The sequence below is a fragment of the Bradyrhizobium sp. USDA 4011 genome (assembly GCF_054063415.1).
This window is the reverse complement of record NZ_JBSSGG010000002.1, coordinates 86,401-109,587: the sequence shown is the minus strand read 5'-3', so window position 1 is coordinate 109,587 and position 23,187 is coordinate 86,401. Positions and strand designations below refer to the sequence as shown.

Annotated in this window: 20 protein-coding genes and 2 pseudogenes; 14 read left to right on the top strand and 8 right to left on the bottom strand. The window is 62.8% G+C overall.

What is annotated here, in order from left to right; all coding sequences use genetic code 11:
- From ACVW1C_RS40890 to ACVW1C_RS40860, 7 genes are all read right to left on the bottom strand, one after another.
- Positions 1 to 246: an EexN family lipoprotein gene (locus ACVW1C_RS40890; RefSeq protein WP_028133097.1), complete on the bottom strand. Its 246-nt coding sequence runs from the start codon at positions 244 to 246 to the stop codon at positions 1 to 3.
- Complete coding sequence (gene virB5, locus ACVW1C_RS40885) at positions 243 to 965, bottom strand: P-type DNA transfer protein VirB5 (protein ID WP_049819862.1); 723 nt, start codon at positions 963 to 965, stop codon at positions 243 to 245. Before virB5 ends, ACVW1C_RS40890 begins: the two co-directional genes overlap by 4 nt.
- Entirely contained in the window at positions 962 to 3,328 is a 2,367-nt protein-coding gene (locus tag ACVW1C_RS40880; protein WP_028133099.1) for a VirB4 family type IV secretion/conjugal transfer ATPase, read from the bottom strand. The genes virB5 and ACVW1C_RS40880 overlap by 4 nt, the downstream gene beginning before the upstream one ends.
- Positions 3,318 to 3,659, bottom strand: a complete 342-nt coding sequence (locus ACVW1C_RS40875; RefSeq protein WP_028133100.1) for a type IV secretion system protein VirB3 — start codon at positions 3,657 to 3,659, stop codon at positions 3,318 to 3,320. Before ACVW1C_RS40875 ends, ACVW1C_RS40880 begins: the two co-directional genes overlap by 11 nt.
- On the bottom strand, positions 3,659 to 3,955 hold the full coding sequence (locus ACVW1C_RS40870) for a TrbC/VirB2 family protein (protein ID WP_028133101.1): 297 nt from the start codon (positions 3,953 to 3,955) through the stop codon (positions 3,659 to 3,661). Before ACVW1C_RS40870 ends, ACVW1C_RS40875 begins: the two co-directional genes overlap by 1 nt.
- 76 nt (positions 3,956 to 4,031) lie before the next feature.
- Entirely contained in the window at positions 4,032 to 4,598 is a 567-nt protein-coding gene (locus ACVW1C_RS40865; protein WP_028133102.1) for a lysozyme family protein, read from the bottom strand.
- Between the two features lie 38 nt (positions 4,599 to 4,636).
- Positions 4,637 to 5,272, bottom strand: a complete 636-nt coding sequence (locus tag ACVW1C_RS40860) for an acyl-homoserine-lactone synthase (RefSeq protein WP_049819863.1) — start codon at positions 5,270 to 5,272, stop codon at positions 4,637 to 4,639.
- Positions 5,273 to 5,696: 424 nt separating this feature from the next.
- On the opposite strand from ACVW1C_RS40860, the gene ACVW1C_RS40855 reads away from it, so the two are divergent.
- Positions 5,697 to 6,425, top strand: coding sequence for a helix-turn-helix transcriptional regulator (locus ACVW1C_RS40855; protein ID WP_028133104.1), 729 nt, complete (start codon positions 5,697 to 5,699; stop codon positions 6,423 to 6,425).
- Positions 6,426 to 6,473: 48 nt separating this feature from the next.
- On the opposite strand, the gene ACVW1C_RS40850 is transcribed toward ACVW1C_RS40855, so the two are convergent.
- Positions 6,474 to 6,761 carry a WGR domain-containing protein gene (locus ACVW1C_RS40850; protein ID WP_080672093.1) on the bottom strand — a complete coding sequence of 96 codons (288 nt, stop codon included), beginning with the start codon at positions 6,759 to 6,761 and terminating at the stop codon, positions 6,474 to 6,476.
- Positions 6,762 to 7,171: 410 nt separating this feature from the next.
- Here ACVW1C_RS40850 and ACVW1C_RS40845 point away from each other — a divergent pair.
- From ACVW1C_RS40845 to ACVW1C_RS40785, 13 genes and pseudogenes are all read left to right on the top strand, one after another.
- Positions 7,172 to 8,598, top strand: a pseudogene (locus ACVW1C_RS40845) (replicative DNA helicase).
- A 490-nt stretch (positions 8,599 to 9,088) separates the two neighbouring features.
- Complete coding sequence (locus tag ACVW1C_RS40840; RefSeq protein WP_028133105.1) at positions 9,089 to 9,265, top strand: hypothetical protein; 177 nt, start codon at positions 9,089 to 9,091, stop codon at positions 9,263 to 9,265.
- Between the two features lie 209 nt (positions 9,266 to 9,474).
- The gene (locus ACVW1C_RS40835; protein ID WP_028133106.1) at positions 9,475 to 10,374 is read left to right on the top strand and encodes a DUF3991 and toprim domain-containing protein; all 900 of its coding nucleotides are present in this window, start codon (positions 9,475 to 9,477) and stop codon (positions 10,372 to 10,374) included.
- Between the two features lie 309 nt (positions 10,375 to 10,683).
- Positions 10,684 to 11,286, top strand: coding sequence for a DUF1419 domain-containing protein (locus tag ACVW1C_RS40830; RefSeq protein WP_028133107.1), 603 nt, complete (start codon positions 10,684 to 10,686; stop codon positions 11,284 to 11,286).
- Positions 11,287 to 11,296: 10 nt separating this feature from the next.
- Entirely contained in the window at positions 11,297 to 11,854 is a 558-nt protein-coding gene (locus ACVW1C_RS40825) for a hypothetical protein (RefSeq protein ID WP_049819864.1), read from the top strand.
- Between the two features lie 160 nt (positions 11,855 to 12,014).
- Positions 12,015 to 17,108, top strand: coding sequence for a helicase-related protein (locus ACVW1C_RS40820; RefSeq protein ID WP_319335182.1), 5,094 nt, complete (start codon positions 12,015 to 12,017; stop codon positions 17,106 to 17,108).
- Between the two features lie 251 nt (positions 17,109 to 17,359).
- The gene (locus ACVW1C_RS40815) at positions 17,360 to 19,048 is read left to right on the top strand and encodes a ParB N-terminal domain-containing protein (protein WP_319335179.1); all 1,689 of its coding nucleotides are present in this window, start codon (positions 17,360 to 17,362) and stop codon (positions 19,046 to 19,048) included.
- A gap of 84 nt (positions 19,049 to 19,132) precedes the next feature.
- On the top strand, positions 19,133 to 19,603 hold the full coding sequence (locus ACVW1C_RS40810; RefSeq protein ID WP_319335176.1) for a hypothetical protein: 471 nt from the start codon (positions 19,133 to 19,135) through the stop codon (positions 19,601 to 19,603).
- Positions 19,600 to 20,472 carry a DUF7007 domain-containing protein gene (locus ACVW1C_RS40805; RefSeq protein ID WP_456763314.1) on the top strand — a complete coding sequence of 291 codons (873 nt, stop codon included), beginning with the start codon at positions 19,600 to 19,602 and terminating at the stop codon, positions 20,470 to 20,472. The genes ACVW1C_RS40810 and ACVW1C_RS40805 overlap by 4 nt, the downstream gene beginning before the upstream one ends.
- A gap of 3 nt (positions 20,473 to 20,475) precedes the next feature.
- The gene (locus tag ACVW1C_RS40800) at positions 20,476 to 20,685 is read left to right on the top strand and encodes a hypothetical protein (protein ID WP_319335172.1); all 210 of its coding nucleotides are present in this window, start codon (positions 20,476 to 20,478) and stop codon (positions 20,683 to 20,685) included.
- The gene (locus ACVW1C_RS40795; protein ID WP_319335169.1) at positions 20,682 to 21,005 is read left to right on the top strand and encodes a hypothetical protein; all 324 of its coding nucleotides are present in this window, start codon (positions 20,682 to 20,684) and stop codon (positions 21,003 to 21,005) included. Before ACVW1C_RS40800 ends, ACVW1C_RS40795 begins: the two co-directional genes overlap by 4 nt.
- A 395-nt stretch (positions 21,006 to 21,400) precedes the next feature.
- A complete protein-coding gene (locus ACVW1C_RS40790) occupies positions 21,401 to 21,988 on the top strand; it encodes a hypothetical protein (protein WP_319335167.1) in 588 nt (195 codons plus the stop codon).
- A gap of 295 nt (positions 21,989 to 22,283) precedes the next feature.
- Positions 22,284 to 23,000 (top strand): annotated as a pseudogene (locus tag ACVW1C_RS40785) (ArdC family protein); the annotation flags it as partial.
- Positions 23,001 to 23,187 lie beyond the last annotated feature (187 nt).

Here is a 23,187-nt window from a genome sequence, read left to right as displayed (position 1 = left end):
TTATTTCAGGGCGTCCTTCATCTCTTTGACGAAGGCTTTCTTGCGGGCTTCATTGGCGTTGATGCAGTCGGGAGTTTTCCCGCGTTCGCCCGGATTGTCGCGGCACGCCTTGAGAGCCGTGGTGAGCTCGTCCCGGTGATCCAGAAACCAGCCGACGGTCTTGGCTTGTTGACCCTTGTCGGCGTCGTTGCAGCCCACGAGAGCCGTGGCGCCGGTGAGGAGAAGAATGGCAAGTCTCGTCTTCATTGCAGGGCTGCCTTCATCTCATCGACCAGTTGCCGCCGTCTCTCCCGTTCCCGCTGCCCATCCATGTCCGCGCGGGCCTGCTGGATCATTGCCAGCCCCTGCATTCGGAGCACGTCGTTCTGCAACAGCGCCTGTTCGGCCTGCAACCGCGCTGAGAGATCGAGAATCTCCTTGGCGTCGGTCGCCGAGCTGATGCGAGCCCTGAGCTCCTCAAGCGCATCGATGCGCTGCGAGGCGGTGTCATACACTGCCTGACCCATGGAGTGCTTCGCCCCGGTCTGCCGAGCGATCCGGTCGAGCTCGCTCCGGTAATAGGAATTTCCGCTGTTGCCGGCATAGGCGCGATTCTGCGAAAGATAATGGTTGATCGCGTCGGCGAAGTTGCCGCCACCCTGCCCCGCGACGAGACGTTCGATGTCCGAGAACTGCTGGGGCAGAACTTTCCGGAACTGTGGCGTGTTCAGGAGCGCGCCGATATCATTGGCATTCGTCCGCTTGTTAAAGCTGTCATAGAGCTGCTTGGCCTGGCTCAATTGATCCTGTGCGACCTTGAGCTGCGACGTCAGGGTGTCGACCTGCTTTTTGAGTTCAGTCAGCTGTTCAAACTGACGCGCATAGACGCTTGGGTCGAACACGATCTCCGCCCCTGCGGGTGAGGCCACCAAGAGGGTGATGACGGACAGGCAGGCGAGAGCCGCCGGCATACGCTGAACCATCATTGGGCCTTCCTCCGTTCCGCGTGAAATAGCGGCAGCCATTGCGCCGGGTCATCGCCGACTTGCTTGCGAATGCCGTCGAGCAGTTCGACGGTTTCGGTGCGTCCCGACAAGACGGCGAGTGCATCGTCAAAACCGCCGAGGTCGAGTTCCGCCACCACCGAATTATGGCCTTGCTTGACCAGGAAGCGCCGGCTTTCAGGAGCGAGCTCCTCCTTGATCAGGCGGAATTCCGTGTCGGTCAGATGAAAGCCATCGACATAGTCCGATCGTGTTCCGCGCGCGTTTGGCAGGAAGATTTGTGTCGGGCATTGTTCGACAATGGTGTGCGCGATCGGCGAGGCCAGCGCGTCGCGTGGCGACTGCGTCCCGAACACCATGACGCCGTTCTGCTTGCGGATGGTTTTCAGCTTGTTGTTGGCGAGATCGCGAAATGCCTCGTCCCCAAGCGCCTTCCAGAACTCGTCAATGTCGATGATCAGGCGCCGGCCGTCGATTAAGCGCTCCACTCGATGGAACAGATACATCATCAGCGGCGTGCGCACCGTGGGATGATCCAGGAGATCGGTCATGTCGAAACCAATGAACCGAGCGTCGAGACCGATCGCATCCTGATCACCATCGAGCACCCAGCCAAAAGGAGCGCCCCGGCACCATCGCTCGAGCCGCGCGCCAATGCCCTCGCGGTCTTGCTGTCCAAGAAAAGCCCGCAACGTCCCGAACGATCGCTCTGATTGCCGCAGCTGACCGAGCGCTCGCAGTCCGGAATCGATTCGTTCCTCCTCGATCACGGTCAGCGGGCGGTCGTCCGGCGTGACGAGTTTCCTCACAAGTTCGCTCAGGAAGGAAAGATTTGCTGGCGTCAGCTCCAGCGCCTTGAGCGGCGCGCACCCGCTCGGGGCGCCGTTGTGGAGCGTCAGATAGGTGCCACCAGCGGCGCGCACGAAAATCTCGGCGCCCCGATCCTTGTCGAAGAAAACGTAGGACGCACCTAACCGCTCGGCCTGCGACAGCAGGAAGTTCTGTACGACGGTCTTGCCGGATCCCGAGGGGCCGCAGATGAAGGTATTGCCGAGGTCGCCATGATGAAAAGAAAAATAGAAGGGCGAACCGGACGCGGTCTTGAGCATTGCAACCGCCGGTCCCCAATGGTTGCCCGCAGGCTGTCCGGTCGGATAGGTGTGGAACGGTGAGAACGCCGCGAAATTCCGCGAGTTGATCGCGCCCGTGCGTGCCCGATATTTGAACAGCCCGGGAAGCTGGGCCCAATAGGCTGCTTCAAGTCCAAGATCTTCCCGGGCGACCACGGCACCCGCATCGGCCAGTGCGCGCCTCGCCACGCTCATGTGCTCCTGCAGCTGCGATGGCGTATCGGCGTAGACCAGGAGCGAGAGGTGATGGTCTCCAAGCACGAACCGATTGGATTCGAGATCGTCGAGCGCATCAGAGAGCTCGTCGATCTGCGAGGCCGCCGGATCTTGGGCCGAGACCAGCTGGTTCTGCTTGCGCGTCAGGACCGTCTTGGCGTCCGCCTTCGCCAGAAACGCGAATGATTGCGTGACGATGAGCTCAAACGGCGCGGAAAGCAGCGCGTTCAACAGGCCAGGCCGGGTCGACGCGGGATATTCCTTGAGGCCGAACATACCGGCGAACCGCGATCCGCCGGCGCTGCGGATTTCGAGGGCTTCGCGGCCGAAGATGACACGGTTTGAATAGAGTGCCGGGCCGATCGGCCCTTGCGGCAATGGCATCGCCATCCATTCCGCCGAGGCGAGCGCATGGAGCAACTCCATCGGTTCCGAGAAGGTGATGCCGTCGCGCTCAAACAATCCAACCGCACGGGCGCCGTAACGGTCGAGTGCCGCGACGATATCTCGCGTTGCATCGTCCAGCCGTTTCAGCGCCCCGCTGTCCACCTCGGTGGAATTCCCTGCGCTTCGGCCGAGCCGCCGAAAGAAGGCGGCCGCCGTATCGGTAGCCGCTCGGCCGGGATGACAAACCAGGGTTAGATAGAGATCGTTGCGAAACAGCGCTTCCTTGCAAAGTCGCTGGCGATATTGTGCGTCAAGCGCCGCTGCAAAGGTCGACCTGAAGGTACCGTCGGGATAGACCGATGTCCGGCGGCGCACCAGGTGGCTCCAGAGCGCCAGCTGCGGATCTGCAACATTGCGCAGGGTGAGATTCAGCTTGGCATGTAGATCGTTCAGGTCCGATGTTTCGGCAGTCTCGAACGAAGCGCCGTCGATCCGGATTACCGCCAGCAGGGCGCGGGTTGTCAGACTGATCACCGTGTCAGTGACATGCCGGCCGAACGGCAGATAGACATCGGGCTCGATCTCTCGGGTTTTAAGCGCCCTATTGCGCATAACCGAGCTCCCTTGTTTGATATCTTCGGACGAGTTTGAGGGGCGTGCAGGACGACCCGCCCCAGAATGCGGCATTGCGCGCGCGTCCTCGGGTTTCGATCCAGGCGAGCAGAATCCGGAACATGTTCGGGTCGTGCCGGCAGATGATGCGGCAGAGCCCATGGATCGGAATCGCGACAAGGCCGTAGACGATGCTCCCAGCCACCAGAAACAGGATGCAGGAAAACATCACGTTGAGCGCCATGGCCTCCATCGTGACGCCGGCGATCATGGCGGGACGCGTACAGGCGAGGAACAAGGTGTCCTCCGTGAGACGCGCGGCCTCAACCATCAGTGACCTCCGGTCAACGTTGAGACCACCTCGGAGGCGCCGAATGTGATGGCGACACCGAGCACGACATAGGCGGCCTTGCGCAGATCGAGATAGCCGAACATCCAGGCGATGCCGACGATGATGACCGCCAGCGTCGCCAGTAGCCGAGCGACGTTGCCGGTCAACATGTTGACGATGTTCTGCAGCACGCCTTCAATGTTCGCGGTCTGCGCCAGCGCCGGCTCGGCCAAAGCGATGCTAAGGACGGCTCCCATGCAAAGGAGGGCAGCAGAGTGTTTAAGAGGAGAAGTCATGGCACGGCTCCGATTGGCGCTGCAGCCGGACCCCAGCCCGGACCGCGGATTGAGTTGAGATGAAAAACGGCGATCTTCATCGTTCGTAAACAAAGGCTGACGTGCCTAGTCCCGAGCGATAGACGTCCCAGGGCCGGCGCTCGCTGGCAGAGGCGGCCGGTGGATTGATTGTTGTATCGCCGGTGGGACGATCACGCCCGGTGGTCGCCATCGGTTCACCGGGCTCCGAGACTTGACCGGAAGCCTTGGGCGCGAAGCTCGCGACAACCTTGGCGATTGCCTGGTCGCGATCCGCGCTTTTCATGCTCGCCGCTTGCAGGCGCGCATCGAACAGTCTGCCAAGGCCAGCAATGTGCTGGCACGCATCGAACGTCGTGGCAGCCGTCAATCCAGCCTTCTTTGTTTCCTCGGCATCAAGTTGAGCGAGACCGGCTCGGACCTGCTGGCGGGCGGCGATAGCCTCGGTCGCGAGCTGGATGGCTTCCTCACGGTCGGTGGCTTGAATTGGAATCGGCTTGCGCCCTTCGATCGTGATGAGCAACGGCTCGAACGAGCTCGCCTGCCGCACGATTGCCATTAGCGGCCGGACCATTGTCGTCGGGGAACATCGCTCGACAAGAGCCGCGAATGCAGCGGGATCCATGTTGAGAGCCTTTTTGTGAGGAGCTGAGACGTTCGATGCTAGGCTGCGATCGCTAGGTTCGACGGCGCGTCAATTGCACGCCCTGAAATCTGCCCGGCCGCTCGGATCGCGCCGAGCGCCTCCTCGCTGATCGGCAGCAATCCAGCCACGGCGTTGGTCGTCCCGATTTGACGAGGCGTGCCGAGGCGATCGAGATGCCATCCGACCCGGCGCAGGATGCGTTCCATGCGCAGATCAGTGACCGTTGCGATGGCCTGAAGATCGTGCTGCTGCCCCCATTCGATCATGGCTGCAAACAGCAGGAACGTCGCATTGCGCAGACCATTCTCTGCTGTTGCCGCCGCACTCTTGGTGTCAACGCAGAAGCGCGAGCTCTCCCAGATTCTGGCCGCCCTCGGCGCCGGGTTGCCATCCAGCAACACCGGGAACGTATCGGCCAGCATGTTGCGTCCGGTGGTGGGCAAAAGGCGAACGCAGCCAACAACGTCGCTCTTCTCGAGCGCCAGGAGATAAGTCGGCTTGAAGGTGTCGTACTGATCGATCTCTAATCCGTCGCGGACAGAGACGTCCCAGTCGAGTCGTTCCTTGAACACACGCCCTCGCAGGCGGTGCATTCCCATTGCCAGTTCAGAATCGTGCAGGAGCGCCGCACGCGTGCGAACAGTGACCTTCATTCTTAACCTCAAACTTACGAATCACAGCTTCGAGATCAAGAAAGCAGTCACGGTCACGGCGTTGCGCTGTCAGTTCTGACAGGGCCTTGTGGTTCTGCTGGGTCGCGAGCCGCATTCGCAAGGCGCAGTTATCCGCGCGCACTTTGGAAACTCTATAAGTTCGTGACGCGCGGATCTGACAGCGCAGGAAATGGAATTCCTTCACCTTTGCAAATGAAGAAAAATGGTTGCTTTGAGTGGCCGCGGTCCAGAGGTTTTTTTCTCCTTCGTCGTGGGTTCGCGTTGCTGCTGTTGTTCTGACAGGACGGTACCGAATTGTTCGTGCCGCAAAGCTGCCGCAACCTCACCATACACGGCCTGCACGTAGAGCGCGAAACGTCGAAGTGCTCACGTTCTAGGAACTTGGAATAGCTGAAGTCGCGCAATGAAAGATGTCAAAAGAACATGCAATGAATTGGTCGATTGTCTTCATTCTGCCCGTACGGAGGATGATTTTAAGCGCATCGCGGAACGAACCGCGCATGCCTTGGGATTCCGGTGGTTCGCTTATTTTGGGCAGCGCGCGAACGGCCCCAGTCTGATCTCATCCTATCCGAAGAGTTGGACCAGCCACTATTTTCGGGAAGGATATGACAACATCGACCCCGTCCTTCAGGAACCGCGAACCACAAGCCGGATGGTCCTATGGGATGGACGGTCAGCGCGAAGCGCAAAGTCGGCGAAACAGCGTCGCCTGTTTGACGATGCCCTGAGTTTCAAGATCAGGACCGGTCTGACGGTACGCATTCCCTCAAGTCAGAATCAGTTTGCGGCGTTCACGCTGGCCGTGGACGAACGCAGTCTTGGATTCGATCGCTTCATCGAGAGCTCGCAAGACATGTTGGAAATGGTGGGTCTCACCTTCCATGCGCACGTGAGTGCCAAGATCGGACGCGCCTTGGTAGGCGACGGGAGCATCAACCCGCTGACACAGCGCGAACGGCAGTGTCTCGGATGGATATCCGATGGCAAAACCATGCAGGATATCGCAGAGCTTCTTGATGTCAGCCCGCGAGGTGTGAAGTTTCATCTGGACAATGCCAGGCGAAATCTTGCTGCATTAACCCTCCCGCACGCTGTGGCGCTCGCATTTCGGCAGGGATTGCTTCCGTAATGCGCAAAACACTCGTCCGGCTTGTAGGGTGCTCCCAAGATCGACCGCTCAATCAGGTTGCGGACTGGGCGGTCGCATCCAGGGCGCGGGACTCTTTGGTACATAACCACGGCGTGTTTTGCGGACGAGCCAATCCTCGAGCGCTTCCACGGCCTGGACTCTCCCGGCAAACAGATCCATCCGCCGGCGGCCGCGTTGGCCAAGACGTCCCCATTCGCGCACCAGCGCCGTATCACCGAACAGAGTCGGTTCGATCGTGAGTACATAGAACCTCGCCATATTGCGGGCCGGATCGCAACGTTGAAGCACGAGGTATGGCACCGTGAGTTCGGACATGCGCAAGAATCGCAATTGTCGGAACTGACGTCCAATTAAGTTATCGAATCGATCAGGCCTAGCGATTCAGAAATTTAATACCTGATTAAGGCCTATCGCGGCGTTCAACGATCGATCTCGGAAAATACACTGGCTGTTGTGCGATTCTGATGGCGAAGAAAATGGGCGTCGCACTGCGGGCCGGGCTGTTGGCTGCGCTGAAGCCCCGCGAGCGGGTCTTCCCCCTTGCGGGCTGCCATCCCTGACGCAAACGGGCGGCAGGCCCGGCCTATTGTAGCGCGAATCGATTGGTTTTGCCCTTATTGGCGGTACACTTCCTCAAGCGAGGGCGATTCGTCGCCTATACCATGCATGATCCCTTGTCCTTCGTAGGTCCTGCACTTCAACATTGGGCCGGCGGACGGACGAACATGACAGAAGCAGTATTCAAGCTGAAATCGCCGCAGGCTTCGCCCTATCGCGAGCTGCCGCACAACATCGAAGCTGAACAAGCGCTGCTCGGCGCCATCTTGATCAATAACGAAGCCTTTCATCGTGTTGCCGATTTCCTGAAGGCAAATCATTTCTTCGAGCCGCTGCACGGTGAAATCTTTGAAGTGATCAGCGAGCTGATCCGCTCGAACAAAGTGGCCAATCCGATCACCCTTAAGACCTTCTTTCCCGCCACGCTCGTTGTCGCTGGAATGTCGATCGCGCAGTATGTCGCGCGCCTGGCCGCGGAGGCGACCACGATCATCAACGCGGTCGATTACGGCCGGACTATCTACGATCTTGCGGTCCGGCGTGAGTTGATCAGGGTCGCCGAGGACATGCTCAACGGCGCATTTGAAGCGCCCGTCGATTGCGCTCCAGCGGATCAGATCCAGCACGCCGAACAGCTCTTATATGAAATCGCCGAAACGGGCCGCTATGGTGGGGGCTTCGAGACGTTCGAGACTGCGCTGGACAGCGCTATCGATAGAGCCGCAGAAGCCTACCAGGCGAGGGCAGGCTTTCTGGCCTTGCAACCGGTCTCAAGGACCTCGATGCCAAAATGGGAGGTCTGCAGCCAACAGACCTCATCATCATCGCCGGTAGGCCCGGCATGGGAAAGACATCTCTAGCCACCAACATAGCGTTCAATGTGGCAAGCGCCTACGATGCCACGCAGCAAGTCGATAGCTCGGCAAGACCGACAGCTGGTGGCATCGTTGCTTTCTTCTCGCTGGAGATGTCGTCGGAGCAACTTGCCACTCGCGTCATCTCCGAGCAAACAGAGATCCCCTCCTCCGACATTAGGCGTGGCGACATCGACGCGACAGCTTTCGGCAAGCTGCTCGAATGCCGTCAGAAAATGCGCCGGCTGCCGCTCTTTATCGACCAAACCGGCGCCGTCTCCATCGCTCAACTCGCGGCCCGTGCGTGCCGCTTGAAACGACAACGAGGACTGCACCTCGTTATCGTCGACTATATTCAGCTCATGCAGGGCAAGTCGCCGCGTGCGGCGCAGAATCGGGTGCAGGAGATCACCGAGATCACGACCGGGTTGAAGGCGCTGGCCAAAGAACTCAATGTGCCAGTCATTGCGCTATCCCAGCTTTCACGGTTGGTCGGGAACCGCGATGAAAAACGTCCGCAACTTTCAGAACTTCGCGAGTCCGGCTCGATTGAGCAAGACGCCGATGTCGTATTGTTTGTGTTTCGTGAAGAATATTATCTCAAGAACAGGGAGCCCAAGCCCGGTACCGACGAACATCTCGCTTGGGAATCGGAGATGAGCGCCGCTCGTGGCAAGGCGGAGGTCATTGTCGCTAAGCAGCGGCACGGTCCGACAGGTACGGTGCCCATGACATTTTAAGGCGAGTTCACCCGCTTCTTCGACCTTGCCGAAGAGGATCACCTGCCACGCCGATCAGGTTAGGCGGCAACACCGATCTCTCATTCACACCCTTGTCGGCGGCGAGAAGAGTTCCTGCTCGCACCGTGTCAGAGCCGACTACACGTTGGTCGAGCTGACTTAGCTCGTTTGCAGGCGTCACCACGCCTTCGCCGTCTCACCCAAAAGGATCACACGTGTCCTTGCGCCGCCCGGATCAAGGCGGCATGGGCGCTCCGCGGACGAAGGATGTGCGGTTCGGCACACCATGCTTCCGGACAAGGACCAGCCCCGCTCTCAAATGGGCTTTCCTTGGTTCAGGTACGGCCTTCCGCGATCAACCCGCAAGGGGTTCGCGACGCAAGCGTGCGACCTCTTCGGCTTCGCCTCTCGAGGTGACCGCAGCCGTCCCCGAACACGTCGGGCGCCTGTCGAGCGGGGATGGTCCCCGCCGCAAGACGGGAGCCTTTCAATGTCGCACAATCTTACTCTCGCTCAGAACCACGCCTTTGATCTCGCCCGCACGCTGATGGTGCCGGTCATCCTTTTTCAGACCGATAGCGAGTTCGGCGTGATGGTCTCCAGCGAGTACGACGGCGATCAGGACGCCATCGTTCATGAGTACGACCCCTGGTGCCCGGCTCATTGAGCCGGGTGACCGGCTGCCGCTGGCGCCATGCCGGCTGCAAGGGAAGCGTTGCCGCGCCCAGGTGTCTGACAAATTCGACAGCTTGTCCGCGCGCCCTTGCGTCCGGCAGGCTTCGCGGCCGGTCGGTGATGTTCCGTGGAAACTTGGAACAGGTGAGACCAACAGACGAAAGGGTCGGACGTCGCTTGCGCGAGATCCGGAGCAGAAAAATGGACAAGAAAGAAATCGAAGAGCTGCGCGAAAAGGTCGGTTGCGCCGCCCTGCTGGAGAAGGACGGCTGGAAGGTCGACGTCAAGGAAAGCACCCGCCGCGCAATCAAATATCGCCGCGACAGCAACATCATTATCGTCATCCACGAAGGTCGCGGCTGGTTTGATCCATTGTCACCGGCGAAAGGGGACGTGTTTTCGCTCGCCGTACACCTCGGTGCCGATGGGTTCGTCGAAGCATCCGAGCGTGTTGCAGATGTTGTTGGCTTCGTCCCCGCTGCACCAGCATGGCAGCACACGGCAAGGCCCAAAGCCTTAGCGTCCATTGTAGAGCGGTGGAGACGTCGTTTCAGACCGCGCCCCGGCTCGCCAGCTTGGCGCTATCTCACCGGCGAGCGCGCCCTGCCGGCCGACATCCTGAAGCAGGCCGTCGCCTGCGATCGGTTGCGAGAGGGCCCCCAGGGCAGCATGTGGGCGGCGCACAGCGATTCTGCCGGAGCCGTCACGGGTTGGGAGGAGCGTGGGCCGGCATGGCGCGGTTTCGCCACTGACGGCACCAAGGAGCTATTCCGCTTGGGACCGGCCGAGTTCGAGCGGATCTGCATCACTGAAGCGGCCATCGACGCCATGAGCCTTGCCGCGATCGAGGACCTGCGGTCCGACACTCTTTATGTCAGCACTGGCGGCGGCTGGTCCCCGGCAACGGATGAAGCCATCCGTGGTCTGGCCAAGCGCGCCAACGTCCACCTCGTGGCAGCAACCGACAACAATCGGCAGGGCGACGTCTATGCGGCTCGTGTTCGTGCGATCGCCGCAGAAGCGAGCGTGGGGTACGCGCGATCACGACCGCGCGCCGACGACTGGAATGAGGATCTGAAGGCCCTGACGGCGACCTCTTGATGTAGTAGCGGACGCAAGCCTTGGCCGGTGGTCGCAGCGGCAAGGCCGTCATCAGTGCGGCCCTGATGCTGCCGGCGATTGGCAGGAGAAGGAGATCGAACAAATGAGAAAGGAAAAATGAAAGGGAATTGAGGCGCTGCCGCATGCCCGGCCAGCGCGTCAAGGGTGAAGCTTTCGCCCGCGTTCCGCGGCCCTTGACCCGCCGAACCGGTGAGGCGGCCGGCGAGGAGGTCTGATGAAGGGCTGAAGTGACGAAGAGATCAGACGGATCGCTCGCGCTTCAGCCCGGCCAGGCCAAGGGAGCCGCCGATGCACACCTCACCCAATATCCGCAAAGTCTTCGAAGGCGTCGCCACGCGCCAGGACATGTATCGTATGTTCAACCGTCATCGCGGCAATCCGGCCATGGCCGCGGGGGAGGCACGGCACCTCTTCGCCGGCGAATGGTTCGAGATCGCGGAGTCCGAGCACGATTACATGCTCGACATCCTGCCGCCGCTATGGATGCGCGGCGACATGTTCGCGATGCGCGAATTCGTGACCGATAGCGTGACGAGCGTCTTCTTGTCGCTCTGGATCGACGGCCGCAAGCGCTTCTTCCATGGATACTGCGACCTCTCCGATCGCAGCACCCCGGAGAGCATGAAGCGGGCCATCATCGAGCGCGAATCGCGGCCGGTCCGCGCCATGACTCGCGACGAACGCCTCGAGCACATCTGGTCGAGCACTCACGACGACTATCGCGGCTATGCCGGCGAGCGCTGGCCCGCCGCGCTGCAAGGCAAGCGCACCGTGCTGGTGTATTGCGGAGGGGCGGGCACGGTGCTGAAGCTTCTCGACGATCTCACCGACGACGAGGTCGCCGCCAAGCTGCCCGTGCAGCTGCGCCATCTTCCGCCGCTTGCGGCCTGAGGAGGGCAATATGGCAGACTATCACTCCCCGACCGTCGTCCAGCCGGATATCCCGGCTGTGGACATGACACCGTTGGAACGCCTGATCCTTGATCTCGTCTTCGACAGCGAGAATAGCGAAGGCGGCATCTACTATTATTCATGGTGTGGACCGAGCGACGTCGTCACCTTGTCCATCGACGATCTGCGGACCGCTTGGGCGGCGTCCCGCGATCACGGCCAGAGCAGCATAGGTGACCACGTCATCGGCCTGCTCTCGCGATACGACGCGGACGCCAGCGACGATCCGCCTGATGATATCGACGTCGATCTCACCGACCCCGACGCCGGCTGGGACCGGATGTTTCAAGACATCGTACGTCGCTCGGCGGCGATCGACGAAATCGTGGTCACAACGGCGTTTACCTGCACGAAGATGCGTCCGGATGGCTTCGGCGGCAGCGTGATGCTGATCACGGTGGATGCCATCCGCTACCGGTCCACGACCGACATCCTTGAGGAATTCCGGATCGAGGCGGCCAAGGCGGCGGCTGCTCGTCAAGTCCCTTCCTCGACGGACAACCGATAGTCCAAGCCCCTGACGACCTGCGACCAGCCCGGCCAAGCGCCGGGCTTCGCTTTTTCGGCGCCGGCAGACCGTCCGGGCCCTCCTCCAACCCACTGTGAACGCCGTCACCCGCCTGCTTGCGGACCGGCGACACGCGCCCTCGCCACAAGGAGAAATTTCAATGGCGCTCAACGATCCCTTCACGCTCGATCTGTTCAGCAATAGCTCACTCTCATCAGGTCTCGGCCTCGGGGTAACGGCTTTTCCTTCCGCGGCAGAGCATGATCACGTTATCTCGCCAGCAACCAATGCTCCTCCCCTTCCGGCTGCGTCTACCGCGTCGAAGCCCGCAGTGTCCTTGGGTGAGAATTTCCATCTCGTTGGCAACCGCGGGCTTGCGAAGAGCTGGCGCGGTCGCGCGCAGGACAATCTCGCCGCCATCCGCCTCGCAGCCGGGATCGAGGCTGACCATCGTCCGGCGACCTCTGAGGAGCAGGCGCAGCTCATCCGCTTCATCGGCTTCGGCGCGTCGGAGCTCGCCAATGGTGTTTTTCGGCGCTTGGGTGAGGATGAGTTCCGCAAGGGTTGGGAGGACATCGGTAAACAGCTTGAGGATCTCGTCGACGCACGCGCCTACGCCTCACTCGCGCGCTGTACCCAATACGCCCACTTCACGCCGGAATTCATAGTTCGTGCCGTCTGGGCAGGTCTTCTGCGGGTTGGCTTCCGAGGCGGCCGGATCCTTGAGCCGGGCATTGGCAGCGGGCTCTTCCCGGCCCTGATGCCGGCCCCGTTGCGCGACCTCTGCCACGTCACCGGAGTCGAGCTCGATCCCGTGACCGCGCGGATCGCGAAGCTGCTGCAGCCTCGCGCCGCGATCCTCAACGAGGACTTTGCGCGGGCGGAGTTGAAGTCCCACTTCGACCTTGCAATCGGTAACCCGCCGTTTTCTGACCGCGCCGTGCGCAGCGACCGCGCGTTCCGCGCGCTCGGCCTGCGTCTGCATGACTACTTCATCGCAAAGTCGATCGATCGCCTCAAGCCCGGCGGGCTTGCCGCGTTCGTCACCTCCTCCGGCACCATGGACAAGGCAGATGCGGCTGCACGTCGGCACATCGCCTCGATGGCGGACCTTGCCGGAGCGATCCGCCTGCCAGAGGGAAGCTTCCGGGCCGATGCCGGGACCGACGTCGTGGTCGATGTCCTTTTCTTCCGAAAGCGCCGTCATGGCGAACCTGCCGATGGCGGCGCGTGGCTCGACCTCGCCGAGGTCCGCGCGGAGACGGAGGATAGCGGAGCGATCCGAATCAACAGGTATTTTGCCGAACATCCCGAAATGGTGCTTGGTGAACATGCGCTAGTTTCGGGTCCATACGGCGAGACCTACACCTGCTTGCCGCGCTCCCGCGGCGATCTGGATGAGGCGCTTTCTGCCGCGATCCTCCATCTCCCGGGAGCCATCTACGACGGCGAGCCGGAGACGGTCAGCCCCGGTGACGCCGAGCCTGCCTTTCATGCGGGCCGGGAGGAGCTTGATCCCTCCATCCGCGAGGGCAGTTATTTCATCGGGTCGAACGGCGCCTTGATGCAGATGGTCGACGGCGCAGCCGTCACCATCAAGATCAGGAAGGGGCGCTCCACCGATGGCATCTTCGAAAAGCACGCGCGCATCATCCGCAAGCTGATCCCGATCCGCGACGCCGTGCGTGAGATCCTCAAATCCCAGGAAACGGACCAATCCTGGAAACAGCCGCAGGTCCGGCTTCGCATCGCCTGGTCGAGCTTCGTGCGGGACTTTGGACCCATCAACACCACCGTGGTGTCGTTGATCGAGGATGAAGAGACCGGCGAGGCTCGGGAAACGCACCGCCGGCCGAATCTTGCGCCGTTCGCGGACGATCCCGATTGCTGGCTCGTTGCCTCGATCGAGGACTACGACCTCGAGAGCAACACCGCGAAACCGGGGCCGATCTTCACCGAGCGTGTGATCGCGCCGCCGCCTGCGCCAGTCATCACCTCGGCCGTCGACGCCCTTGCCGTGGTGCTCAATGAGCGCGGCGCCGTCGACCCGGAGCACGTCGCTGAGCTCCTGCACGGCGATGTCGACACTGTGATCGATGAACTCGGTGATGCGATCTTCCGCGATCCGGAAAGCGGCGCGTGGCTGACAGCGGACGCCTATCTCTCTGGCGCCGTGCGCTCCAAGCTCGCGGCCGCACGTGCCGCCGTCGCGCTCGACCCATCGTTCATCCGCAACGTCGCGGCGCTCGAGCGGGTGCAGCCGCCAGATCTTCGCCCCTCCGACATCACGGCCCGCCTCGGCGCGCCCTGGATCCCCGCGGCCGACATCATCGCCTTCGTCAAGGAGACGATGGATGCCGACATCACCATCCACCACACGGCCGAGCTTGCCTGCTGGACCGTGAATGCGCGGCAACTATCGTGGACGGCGGCGGGCACGACCGAATGGGGCACGCACCGCCGTCACGCCGGAGAGCTCCTCTCGGACGCGCTGAACTCGTCGATCCCGCAGATCTTCGACACGGTGAAGGAGGTCGATAGCGAACGGCGCATCCTCAACACCGTCGAAACCGAGGCGGCCAAGGAGAAGCTCGCAAAAATCAAAACCGCATTCCAGACCTGGATCTGGTCCGATCCGGACCGCACGGATCGCCTCGCGCGGCTCTACAACGACACCTTCAACAACATCGTCCCCCGCCACTTCGACGGGTCGCATCTCCAGCTTCCGGGCGCCTCAGGCGCCTTTTCTCTCTACGGACACCAGAAGCGTGCCATCTGGCGCATCATCTCCTCCGGAAGCACCTACGTCGCCCACGCCGTCGGCGCCGGCAAGACGCTCTCGATCGCGGCCGCGATCATGGAGCAGCGCCGGCTCGGCCTGATCAACAAGGCCATGCTCGTCGTGCCAGGCCATTGCCTGGCGCAAGCCGCGCGTGAGTTCCTGGCGCTCTATCCGAACGCCCGGATCCTCGTCGCCGATGAGACGAATTTCGTGAAGGAGAAGCGCCATCGCTTCCTCTCGCGGGCCGCAACCGCAAACTGGGACGCGATCATCATCACCCATTCCGCCTTCAAGTTCATTCCCGTTCCGTCCGCCTTCGAGCAGCAGATGCTTCAGGACGAGCTTGAGGCTTATGAAGAGCTACTCACCCGCATCGACACGCAGGACGGGCTTTCGCGCAAGCGTGTCGAGCGCATGAAGGAAGGCCACAAGGAGCGGCTGGAGGCGCTAGCGTCGCGCAAGGACGACCTGCTCACGTTGTCGGAGATCGGCGTCGACCAGATCATCGTCGACGAGGCGCAGGAGTTTCGGAAGCTCTCCTTCGCCACTAACATGACCAGCTTGCGCGGTGTCGACCCGAACGGCTCGCAGCGCGCCTGGGACCTCTATGTGAAGTCCCGTTTTGTCGACATGAAGAACCCCGGCCGCGCACTCGTGCTTGCCTCCGGCACGCCGATCACCAATACGCTCGGCGAAATGTTCACCGTGCAGCGGCTGATGGACCACGCGGCGCTGCGCGAGCGTGGCCTGCACGAGTTTGACGCCTGGGCGTCCACCTTTGGCGACACGTCGACCGAACTCGAGCTTCAGCCTTCGGGCAAATACCGGCCGGTGACGCGCTTTGCCCAGTTCGTCAACGTCCCCGAACTCATCGCCATGTTCCGCTCCTTTGCCGACGTGGTGCTGCCCGAGCACCTGCGCGACTATGTGAAGGTCCCACAGATCGCCGGCGGCAAACGCCAGATCATCACCGCGGAGCCGACCGCAGCCTTCAAGGCGTACCAGCGCCTGCTGGATGAGCGCATCACCGCCATCGAGGAACGCGACCGCCCGCCGGAGCCGGGCGATGACATTCTCCTCTCGGTCATTACCGATGGCCGGCACGCCGCGATCGACCTGCGCCTGGTCGATCGAGGCCAGGACAACGAGGCGGGCAACAAGCTCAACGCCCTCATCGCCAATGCCTTTCGCATCTGGATGGAGACTGGCGATAACATCTATCGTCGCAAAGACGGCCAGCCCTTCGAAACGCCCGGTGCCGGGCAGCTCATCTTCTCCGACCTCGGGACGATTTCCGTTGAGGCCTCGCGCGGCTTCTCGGCCTATCGCTGGATCCGGAACGAGCTCGTTCGCCTCGGCGTGCCATCCTCCGAGATCGCCTACATGCAGGAGTTTAGGAAATCCGAGGCGAAGCAGCGCCTGTTCAACGATTTCAATGCCGGCAAGGTACGCTTCATTATCGGCTCGTCCGACACGATGGGCACCGGCGTCAATGTCCAGCTTCGCCTGAAGGCCTTGCATCACCTCGACGTCCCCTGGCTGCCGTCGCAGATCGAGCAGCGCGAAGGCAGGATTGTCAGGCAAGGCAACCAGCATTACGAAGTCGACATTTTTGCTTACGCGACGCTCGGCTCGCTCGACGCAACCATGTGGCAGAACAACGAGCGCAAGGCCCGCTTCATCGCCGCCGCGCTCTCTGGCGATACCAGCGTGCGCCGCCTCGAGGATCTTGGCGAGGGCCAGGCGAACCAGTTCGCGATGGCCAAGGCGATCGCGTCTGGCGATCCGCGCCTGATGCAGAAGGCGGGGCTTGAGGCCGAGATCGCTCGCTTCGAACGGCTCCGCGCCGCCCACATCGACGACCAGCATGCCATTCGCCGCCAGATTCGCGATGCCGAGCGCGAGCTCGAGCGCGCCACCCGTCGCATCAGCGAGATCGGGCAGGACATAGTGCGCTTGGTGCCGACCGCGGGAGACGCCTTCGCGATGACCGTGACGGGTACGGGCTTGAGGGAGCGCAAGCTCGCCGGCCGGGCGCTCATGCAGGAGGTCCTGACCCTCGTCCAGCGTCAGCACGACAAGGAGACGGTCATCGCCTCGATCGGCGGCTTCGACCTCACCTTTGAAGGCCAGCGCCTGGGACGTGACGGATACCACTACACAACCGTCCTTCACCGTACCGGCGCGGAGTTTGAGATCGAGCTTCCCGTGACGGTGACGCCGCTCGGTGCCGTCGCTCGGCTTGAACATGCCCTGTCCAACTTCGACGGCGAGCGGGAGGCGTATCGGCATCGCCTCACTGAGGCGCTCAAACGACTCGCCACTTATGGCGCGCGGGTCGGAGAGGCATTCGCGTTCGACGCCGAACTCGATCAGAAGCGAGCGGAGCTCGCGGCTATCGAAGCCGAGCTCGCCGCGACGGGCGAGGGAGAAGGAAAAGGAGCAGGAGAAGCACGCCGTATCGCGGCGTGATCGGGAGACGGAGAAAAACGTCTCGCAGAGCGGTCGGCGCGGCGCCGCTGGCGCTCAACCGACCGTCTCGCGAACCCGGCCACGGCGCGCTCGCAAGGCGCGCTACGGCGCCCTGCTCACGCCTGCCGGGCAGGGATGCTCGCCGGCAGTTGCGCCGCTCCGACCGCCCTGCGGGCCGGAGGGGGTCTTCGGGAAGAAGACGAAGAAGGCCGGCCGAGGCGGCGGGCCAAACCCCTCGATGGAGCATTGCCATGGAACTGAGATTCGTCGATCCGCGCGCGCTGAAGGAGAACCCCGACAAGGCGCGCCACTCCAAATCCAATCCTCAGGCCGACGCCTTGCTGCTCGCCACGATCAAGGCGGTTGGCATCGTCCAGCCGCCCGTGGTGGCTCCCGAGAGCGACGGCGGCAACGGTTACGTCATCGATGCCGGGCACCGGCGCGTGAAGCAGGCTATTGGCGCCGGCCTCGAGGAGATCGCGGTCCTCGTCGTTGACCGTGCTGAAGATGGCGGCGCCATGCGGTCGCTCGCCGAGACGTTGGCGCATGAGCCGCTCAATCCGGTCGACCAGTGGCGTGCCATCGAACGGCTCGTCGCGCTCGGCTGGACCGAGGAGGCGATCGGCGTCGCGCTCGCGCAGCCGGTGCGGCAGATCAAGAAGCTGCGCCTGCTCGCCAACGTGCTGCCGGCAATGCTGGACCAGATGGCGAAAGGCGACATGCCCGACGAACGCCAGCTTCGAACCATCGCCTCGGCCTCGCTCGAGGATCAGAAGGAGGTCTGGAAGAAACACAAGCCGAGCAAGGCCAATCCCCAGGTTTCATGGTGGAGCGTCGCGCAGGCGCTGACCAAGACGCGGATGTACGCGCGCGATGCAAGCTTCGGCGAAGACCTCGCCCAGGCCTATGGCATCCTTTGGCAGGAGGATCTGTTCGCGCCGGCCGACGAGGACAGCCGCTACACGACCGATGTCGAGGCCTATCTCGGCGCACAGCACGAATGGATGGCGAGCCATCTGCCCAAGCGCGGGGCCATCGTCGAGGTCAATGAGTATGGCCAGCCGAAGCTGCCGCCAAAGGCCGACCGTGTCTATGGCAAGCCCGGCAAATCCGACCATACTGCGATGTATCTTGATCGCGATGGCAAGGTGCAGTCCGTCTGCTACCGCATGCCGACGCCGAAGAAAACCGACGTGGCCACGTCCGACGACGGCGCCGCGGAAGCGCCGAAGGCGCGCCCCGACGTGACACGGCGGGGCATGGAGATGATCGGCGACCTTCGCACCGACGCCTTGCACGAGGCGCTCGGCCGGGCGCCAATCGAGGACGACACGCTGCTCGCGCTGCTCGTGCTCGCCTTCGCCGGCCAGAATGTCAGCACGACCTCCGGCAACGCCGATGGCTACGCGCGCATCGAGCGGCACGGCGCGCGCCTGATCGACAAGGACGGAAAGCTCGCCTTCGACCGCGAGACTCTCCAGCAGGTGGCCCGTGCGGTGCTGATCGACGTGTTGTCGTGCCGCGAGAACCGCTCCGACAGCGGCATCGTCGCGCGGGTCGCAGGCGAAGCGATCGGTGCCGATAGCTTCCTGCCAAATATGGGTACGGAGGAGTTCCTATCCTGCCTGTCTCGCACCGCTCTCGAAGCGGTTTGCGGCAGCACGCCCGTGCTGCCGCGCCCGCGGGTAAAGGACACGCGCGCCGAGCTCGTCAAGCACTTCGCCGATGGGCGCCTTGTGCATTCCGTGGCGTTGTTCGCCCCCGCGCCAGACAAGATCGCGGCCTGGATTGACCGCTTCTCCGCGGCTGACGCGGACGAATTCGACGATGCGCCCGACGAGTCTGACACCGGCGAAGAAGAAGACACCTTGGGCGAGGACGTCGCCGGTGACGATGCAATCTCCGAGCCGGCCGACTCCTTCGCCCTCGCGGCCGAGTAGACCCTCTCTCTTCTTTCGAACACTCGCCGCCGCCGGCCTGGTCCGGCGGCGGTTCCGTCTTCAACGCTCTGACAGGAGGACGATATGTCCGCACAAGAGATCTACGACCGCATGCCGCTCGGCTCTTTCATCCGCTATTCGGACGGTACACCGCGGCCGCCCGAGCGCTTCAAAAAGAAGCTCGCTGCCTGGGAGAATAACAACAATGGCGGTCGCCTCGTCCGCAAAAGCGAGCCGCACATCGTCGGCGCGCATATGACGCCGGCAAGCATCACGCTGCACCAGGGCGACTTCGGCAGTGCCGGCGTCATCGTCCTGAAGGTCTTCAAGACCTTCTCGGTGAATTCGCCGCTGACATTCACCGTGATCGAACGTCCGAAACCCGGACAGGTGCGCGTTCTCAATCGCGTCGGCGCCGATGCCGAACTTCTACACCTCGCCGACACACGCGCCGCCGCCGAAGCGTGGCTCGCGTCGCATCGCTATTCCGACGCCGTACTCGAAGAGGTCACTGCCAATGAGAGCTCGTGCACGGCTGAAGGGAGGGCGGCATGAACACGCCGCAACCCGCCCCTCACATCGAGGATCCCACGCGCGCCTCGGCGGAGGTTTTGTTTGCCCGCACCCATGACGGTCTTCTCGTGGCCAGGGTTGGTGACAACGCCTTTGTCATGATGCCGGGTGCCGATGGGCGCTATTATCTCGCATCGGCCTGGCGGTTGCACGGGTCGATGGAACAGTGGATACGCGCCGACTTTTACGGTCATGGCGGCGAGCTGGAAGACGAAACCGCCTTCCGGGCGCGTGTGCATGAGAATGCCGAACATCAGCGCCAGCGGGCCGCGCTCGGCCGGCGAGAGGTTCGCTCCCGCGCAAATACGCCCTGGGGCGTATCGCAGGGCGCGACCCTCTATTCGGACGGCGTGGTCGCACATTCCACCGCGGGGCACGGCGGTTTCCATCTCGACGCCGCCCACAACGCGAGGGTCCACCCTGCCCTTCGCGCGCCTGACGGTTGGTACGAGGAGGACTGCGCCTGGGCGGCCATCGCGCAGGCCTTCCCGGAGCTGTTCACCGATTACGAACGGCGCTGCGCTGAACGGACGATCCGGGATTGGTATCGCGACGCTTGGGAGGCGATTCACGGCCGGCCCCTTCGACCGGGCGAATCCCACGAGAAGGATCGGCGTGACTTCGAACGCGATCATGCCATCTGCTGGGTCGTGATCTCTGCCATCCGCTCTGACCACCAGGCCGGCATGACGGAATGCGTCGCCACACTTGGTGGCGATCGCCGCGCGGCCGAACAGCGCCGCTATCTCGTCCCTTCCGACGAATACCGCCCGGGCCGCTTCGGCTTCGTCATCGATGACGCGCGGCACCGTCTCTACGACGGCCCCTCGAACTTCGTCGGATGGAGGTGACCTATGCCATGGCATCGCATCGCCAAAGCCTTTGGCTGGCGCGAGGCCACCGACGAGGACGGCATCGCGCCCGTCCTCGTCGTCTGGCACCCGCGGCTCGAACGGCATTACAGCGGAGATGACGCGTGGAAGCTTGCCGTGCGGCTCTCCGTCCACGCGCCGGAGTTCAGCGCGTCTTCGCTCCGGGAAAGGCTACGGAAGACGATTCCATGAACGAGGCGATGCAACAACGCATGCTGCAGGCGAGGATCGAGGCGTCCGAGGGCGACACGCGTCGCCACCTTCGCATCATCGAACGCCAGATCGTCTCCCGCGCGGAGCGCATGACGGTCACCGATCGCGTGAAGCGGCGACAGTCTCGGCGCGGCGCGTTAACCTGGACCCGCGCCGACGAGCGGCTGTTCCAGCAACATGTTGCGGAGCTCACACTGGCGCGGCGTGGCGAAATCGATGCCCTGATGCGCAAGCTCGAGTGGCAGGAGCTAGCGATCGTCGCTCTGCGATCGCGCCACAGCAGCGTGGCGGCGTCGTGACGATGCTGCGTCCGGGCGGACATCATGTCGGCGAGGCCTTGGCGGCACGGACGAAACGGCGAGCTTGGAGGAAAACGGCCGGTCATGGCGAGCCAATCCCGGTTCGCGGTCGAGCGTAGACCCCCGGCCATCGCTCCCTCGGTTTGTGCTGCGGTCTAAACCGGCCGCGGTCCGCTTCAAGGGCAAGTCGCAAGCGATCGGCGGCCGCCGTCTCGACATGGGGGGCCGCGGCCTTCGCAGACCTAAAGGCCCGCTCGGCCGCACCCCGCCCATGCTCGCCGTGCAACCGCCGCCCCCTGAAGCGGCCCGCTCGCGCCGGTTCTGGTCGACCGCACCCGAGGGAGCGACGGCCGCGGGCCGAAGCTCCCAAGGCGAAACCGAGAAAGGATCTCACCATGACCAAAACTGCCCGTTCCGCGCGCGCCAGCGCCCGTGTCATCCCGCTTCGCAAGGGCACCACGCTCGAAATGGTCCGGCTCGCCTGTCCAGACTCCGCACAGGCACAACGCATCTCCGAAAGCTTCGGCCTGGCGATCCTCGACAGCGACGGCATCCGCTATTTGCATGAGCGGTTCATCATCGAGACCGCCGACGCGCTCAGGGACGGCCTAAGTGAACGCGCCATGCAGATCCACCTTCAACGGATCGTCGGTGCTTATGTCGGGTCCGCGCACGGAGCCGGCCAGTTCTACACCCGAGCAGTTACTGAAGCGCGAGATGCGACCGCCAAACTCGCCAACGACAGCCGCGATGAGGACCTCGACGGTCCAGTCGGCTTCGATAGCCAGGCACAGCGCAAGCGTGAATTCGCCGCCGACATGGGCGCCCAGGCTCACGCGCTTCGCATGGCGGCCGAAGGCGCCGTCGCCGCCTACGAAAAGGTCATCGGCGAGGCCTGGAAACCTTTCGAGCGGCCTGTCGACAACACGACCGATACCGTCGGCCGGAAAGCGGCCAAGGCGCAGATGTCCGCGTTCGACTGACCGACCAGCGCGGGGCTTCGGCCCCGCGCCTTTTCCTTCGGCCACCGACGGACCGGTCCCGCCAGACCGGCCCTTTTTCGTGTCGCCACTGCAACGAAGGCAGCCGCCGTCCGTGCTGCTCGCCATCATCGGCTCCTCCCGGTCCGTGGTCCTGCGCCGGACCCAATGTCCGCGCAACGGCTTCGCCGTCCTTCGCGCTGCTTCGGCCCTTCGGGTGCGCGGACTTTGGGCCCGGCGGTGGCGGACCTCGTGAGGAGCCGCGATGGGCGCGGCCTCCCGAACGGAGGTTACTATAATGAACAGGAACGGAGAAAAGGCGCGAGGCGACCTGTATGCCCGCATCACGGACCGCATTGTCGCCGAGCTCGAACGCGGCGTGCGCCCCTGGGTTCAACCTTGGACTGCCCCGAATATCGCGGGCCACATCACCCGTCCGCTGCGACACAACGGCCAACCCTATTCGGGCATCAACGTCGTTTTGCTTTGGTCAGAGGCCGTCGCGCGCGGCTTCCGATCTCCGATCTGGATGACGTTCAAGCAGGCCAGCGAACTCGGCGCGCATGTCCGCAAAGGCGAGACCGGCAGCACTGTGGTCTATGCGAGCCGCTTCACCAAGTCCGAGACCGACGCTCACGGCGACGAAGTCGAAAAAGATATCCCCTTTCTCAAAGCCTATACCGTCTTTTGCGTTGATCAAATCGATGGCTTGCCCGAGCATTACTACGGGCGGCCGGCCGCTATCGCATCAACGATCGAGCGCAACGCGCACGCCGACGCTTTCTTTGCTAACACCGGCGCGATCGTTCGGCACGGCGGCTCGATGGCCTTTTACGTGCCCTCGTCCGATCACATCCAGATGCCAATGATCGACAGTTTTCGCGACACGGCCTCGTATGTCGCCGTCAGAGCGCATGAGACTGTGCATTGGACCGCTCCCGCTCACCGCGTCAATCGCGATCTCAGCCGTTACAGCAAGGATCGTAGCGAACGCGCGCGCGAAGAGCTGATCGCATTATCCTGACACTGTGATCCTGTCTCAGAATCAGGCATGGGGAGGCATCATCGGCGGTTCCGATGAGGCTCTTCAGACGTCCGAGTCAAGCGTTCCCGCAGCGTAAGCGAGGACAACGCTTGACGCGGCGGCGACTCCACAAGCTTGTTCATGGGGTGCAGGCAAAGTCCTGCACCCCTGCCACGTG